Raw genomic sequence first — 4,908 nt, forward strand, 5'->3', positions numbered from 1 at the left:
GCAAATATACGCTCATCAAGCCACAATTCCCCCGGTTCAACATGATTGCTTGCCGCGTTATCTGCGCCTTCCAGTATCATTTCACCGCGTAAAGGGTAATTGCTCTCTACGGCTTTAACAGTAACCAACTGCATCGAGTTATCACTGAATGCCATGGTTGAGAAGCGAGTTAACTGAGAGCTTTCTAACTGTTCAACCTGAGTCAGGTCTAATAAAGGTTGGGGGATTGGGTTTGCCGATACAAATACACTGTCGGCGGTTAACGCATCTTTGCCCTGCTTTACGATCACTTGTTCCATACGCTCAGCTAAAGCTGAAAGCGCGAACACACAAGCTATAATGAGCGTTAGAGCGATGGATACCGGCCATAGCTGACCATGTCGAATCTCTTCGATGCTCCATGAAAACAGTCGTTTATTCAGTCCGTGTGATGAATTCAATTTACACTTCCTCTATGTGACCGACATGCATTTTCAAGGTTCGTTGGCAACGCTGTGCGAGCTTAGGGTCATGCGTGACGAGAACAAGCGTTGTACCGTGCGATGAATTAAGTTCGAACAACAGCTCGACGATTTTCGCTGCCGTTTGTTGGTCTAGGTTGCCCGTTGGTTCATCAGCGAACAAAATTTTAGGCTTAATCATAAACGCACGAGCCAATGCTACCCTTTGTTGTTCACCACCGGACAGTTGAGACGGCAGGTGATCAAGCCTGTCTTTCAAGCCCACTGATTCAAGCAAAGCCGTCGCGCGTTCGATGTCTTCGTCTTCACCTTTCAACAAACAAGGCAGCGTGACGTTTTGCAGGGCAGAAAGGCTTGGGATCAATAAGAAGCTTTGGAAAACAAACCCAACGGATTCACTGCGGATTTTGGCTCTCGCTTCGTCATCAAGCTGTGATAGAGGTTGGCCTAACAAACTGATTTCGCCAGAAGTTGGCACATCGAGTCCTGCAAGCAGTGTCATTAACGTGGATTTACCCGCACCTGAAGTACCGACGATCGCAACCGTTTCACCCTCACGAATATCGATATCAACATGCTCTAAGATTGTTAAATGTTCTTGATTAGTAGACACTGTCTTCGAAACAGCTTCTGCTTTAATGATGGATGTATGCATGACTCGACTAATTTCCTTTTTATTCTTAATTATATTTTCAACCGCTTCTTTGGCTCAAGATACCGAGTTAGATTCTAAGTTACTGGTGCTTGGTGATAGCTTGAGTGCTGGTTATAACATGGACATCAAACAGAGTTGGCCAAGCCTGTTACCAGACGCGTTAGCAAAGCATGACAAAACGGTAACCGTGGTCAACGGAAGTATTTCTGGTGACACAACTGGCAATGGCTTAGCTCGTTTACCACAATTGCTTGAAGAACACGCCCCAGACACTGTTCTTATCGAACTCGGTGCGAATGATGGTCTTCGTGGATTCCCACCTAAGCTGATGTCTGCGAATCTTGATCAAATCATTAAGCAGATAAAAGCTGCGGGCGCGAAACCTATTATGATGAAGATTAAAATCCCACCGAATTACGGTAAGCGTTACAACCAACAGTTTGAGTACGTTTTTGCAGCGCTTGCTGATCAACAAAACGTGCCACTTTTGCCGTTTTTCCTAGAGCATATCATCCTCAAACCGGAGTGGATGATGAACGATGGACTGCATCCAAAACCAGAAGCTCAGCCTTGGATTGCTGAATTTGTCGCCAAAGAATTATATCAGTATCTTTAGGTTTTAATGGTCTAGCTCAATAAATTTTACACAGCTTTACGTTAGCCTGAGTGCATATCACCGTTAACTGTAAGGTTATTTATGCTGATCGAACCTATTATCAAGGGTGTGGTAGCCAAAAGCGCTCACCCTCTAGGCTGTCAAGAATCCGTAAAGCAACAAATCAAGTTTGTTAAGAGTGCGCCGCAGATCAAAGATGGCCCTAAGCGAGTACTGATTATCGGTGCTTCCTCTGGCTTTGGCCTTGCCGCTCGCATTGCCCTTACCTTTGGCGGTGCAAAAGCTGACACCATCGGCGTCTCATTCGAGCGCGGTCCTAACGAGAAATCCCTAGGCAGCGCTGGTTGGTACAACAACATCTATTTCAAGAAAGAAGCCGAACGAGAGCAACGCACTGCTATCAACATTGTTGGCGACGCATTTTCACAAGAAACACGTTCACAAGTTGTCGAAGCCATCGAAACCTACTTCGAAGGTGAAGTGGATCTGATTATCTATAGCTTGGCTGCTGGCGTAAGACCCAAACCAAATACCGAAGAATTCTGGCGCTCTGCCATTAAGCCAATCGGTGAAAGCGTGACTGGTGCGACTATCTCACTAGAGCACGACAACTGGGTGACCAACACACTTGATGCTGCAACGGAAGAAGAAGCCGAAAGCACACTCAAAGTCATGGGCGGCGAAGATTGGGAACAGTGGATAGATGAGCTAATCAATGCTGAATCTATTGCCCCAGGTTGCAAAACCATTGCTTTTTCTTACGTTGGTCCAGAAGTCACGCACCCTATCTACTTAGACGGTACTTTGGGCCGCGCTAAAATAGACCTTCATCAAACCAGTCACGCACTTAACCTTGAACTAGCAAACTTTGGTGGTAATGCTTACGCGACCGTGTGTAAAGCATTAGTGACCAAAGCGAGTGTGTTCATTCCGGGGCTAAGCCCCTATCTGCTCGCTTTATATAGAGTGATGAAAGAAAAAGAGACCCACGAAGGTTGTATCCAACAAATGCAACGCTTATTCAGCAGTAAGCTGTATGGACAAACCAAAGTACCACTTGATGGCGAGCGCCTAATTCGGATGGATGAATGGGAACTCGACCCAGAAACCCAAGCTCATGTGACTGAACTACTTGAAGCTATGGATGAAAACAACTTCCAATCAATCGGTGACTATCAAGGTTTTAAAGAAGAGTTTTTACAGTTGAACGGTTTTGCTCAACCATCGGTAGACTATAAAGAGAAACTTAACACTGATGATTTTATAAAGTTAAAGCCTTAATCGAAACTTATCTCATTACTGAGACCCAGATTCACATTTGAAAACCTCCGCAAAATTGCGGAGGTTTTTTTGTGCAACATTTCTTATACTTAGTTAATGTAATATTCACAGTTTATTTGGTTCATCTTAATTAACACAGGATGTGTTGATGCATTTAGCATAATTGACTCGGAGTCATATGAAGAAGATAAAAACGATAGACTTAGATATCCCTGACGATATGGCCTCCAGCTGGCAAAATATTGTCGACCTCTTAGCTCAAATCACTCAAGTGCCTGCTGCACTTATCATGCGTGTTCATACCAACTACATTGAAGTTTTCTCTACCAGCCACAGTCAGGATAACCCTTATAACAAAGGCGATTCTGAAACATTAGGAAATGGGCTTTACTGCGAAACGGTGATGGAGTCTCAGCAGCAGCTTTTAGTACCCAATGCGCTTGCCGATGTTGATTGGAAAAATAACCCCGACACAAAGCTTGGCTTAATCTCTTATTGTGGCATTCCGCTATGTTGGCCTAACGGCGAATTGTTCGGCACCATTTGTATCTTGGACTCGAAAGAAAATCACTACACGCCTACCTATATTAAGCTATTAGAAAGCTTTCGCACCTCGATAGAATCTCAATTAAAAACCTTGTTTCAACACGCTAAGCTCACTCAAATGAATCGTGACTTAAAAAGCCGAGTTGCTACTCGCACAAAAGACCTCGCGAGTCTTAATTATTCATTAAACCAAGAGATTGATAAGCGCAGAGCGGCAGAACAAGAGATCAATTTCCAAAAAAATCACGATCTCGGCACGGGTTTTTTGAACCGAAGTGCTTTTGAGTCGCGCTTAGATCAGAAGTTGTTGTCACAACAAAGGTTTACTGGTGGCTCACTCGCAGTAATCCATATTGGATTTACTAATGGCAGGCGCATTCAAGCTCGATATGGCTACAACGCGTTAGACCAAGTGCTTGTTGAATACCGACAACGCATCGACAGTATCTCTGATGTCGAGGTATTAACTGCGCGCCCTACTTCGGTTGACCTTGTGTTGGCGTTCAGTGTTAAAGATTTGCACCAACGTATCGAAGAACTATGCCAGACATTGGTAAAAGTCGGTCATTCAGAATTTGACATTGGTAGTGACAAAGTTCATCTGCATGCCTTTATAGGGATTGCGATTACTGAGCACGACGATGGTGCTGACAGTATTATCCAAAAATCTTCAGAAGCGATGTTGGCATGTAAAGATTCCGGACAGAAGTTCGCTTACTATTCTCAGTCTCATGCTGAAGAACAAAGTCATATTAATAAGATTGAAGGTTATTTACTCCAAGCGGTTCGTAATGATGACCTTATGCTCTATTTTCAGCCTAAAGTATGCCCGTTGACTCATCGCTGGGTTGGTGCAGAGGCTCTACTACGTTGGCGACACCCCGTTCTGGGAGACATATCTAACGAAACCTTAATACACATGGCCGAGCAAAACGGGTTAATTTTCGAAGTAGGAAATTTTGCTCTGCGCAACGCGATTGAGCAAGCGAAAGAGTGGTCCGAATACGTTGAAGATTTCAAAATAGCCGTAAACGTATCTGCTATTCAATTAAAGAATGTTGATTTCGCAGACCAAATTATTCACCTGTTGGAAACCTATCACCTAGAACCTCATTTCTTAGAACTTGAAGTCACGGAAAGTTGCCTCATTGCAGATGAAGTCGTCGCGAAAAATACATTGGAATCGTTACACAACATTGGCGTTACATTGTCACTGGACGACTTTGGGACGGGCTATGCCTCATTTAGTTACCTTAAGAAATTCCCATTCGATACGATTAAAATTGATAAGAGCTTCATCGACCAAATGCTCAACTCACAGGAAGACTCAGAGATCGTTCGGTCCATAG

General features: G+C 44.0%; 4 protein-coding genes and 1 pseudogene. 3 read left to right on the top strand and 2 right to left on the bottom strand.

Annotated elements, in window-relative coordinates; genetic code table 11:
* Nucleotides 1–440, bottom strand: a pseudogene (locus AB4653_RS23340) (ABC transporter permease); the annotation flags it as partial.
* A gap of 1 nt (nucleotide 441) precedes the next feature.
* Complete coding sequence (locus AB4653_RS23345; protein ID WP_009845334.1) at nucleotides 442–1,116, bottom strand: ABC transporter ATP-binding protein; 675 nt, start codon at nucleotides 1,114–1,116, stop codon at nucleotides 442–444.
* Between AB4653_RS23345 and AB4653_RS23350 the strand changes: the two genes are divergently transcribed.
* The 3 genes from AB4653_RS23350 to AB4653_RS23360 form a co-directional block, all read left to right on the top strand.
* Nucleotides 1,115–1,732: an arylesterase gene (locus AB4653_RS23350; RefSeq protein WP_009845333.1), complete on the top strand. Its 618-nt coding sequence runs from the start codon at nucleotides 1,115–1,117 to the stop codon at nucleotides 1,730–1,732. The genes AB4653_RS23345 and AB4653_RS23350 overlap by 2 nt on opposite strands.
* Before the next feature lie 81 nt (nucleotides 1,733–1,813).
* Entirely contained in the window at nucleotides 1,814–3,013 is a 1,200-nt protein-coding gene (gene fabV / locus AB4653_RS23355; RefSeq protein WP_009845332.1) for an enoyl-ACP reductase FabV, read from the top strand.
* 178 nt (nucleotides 3,014–3,191) lie between these two features.
* Nucleotides 3,192–4,908, top strand: a 1,717-nt coding sequence (locus AB4653_RS23360) for an EAL domain-containing protein (RefSeq protein WP_372105436.1), incomplete at its 3' end; no start/stop codon positions are given.

Source organism: Vibrio sp. 10N.222.48.A3 (assembly GCF_041475345.1).
Lineage (GTDB): Bacteria > Pseudomonadota > Gammaproteobacteria > Enterobacterales > Vibrionaceae > Vibrio > Vibrio tasmaniensis_A.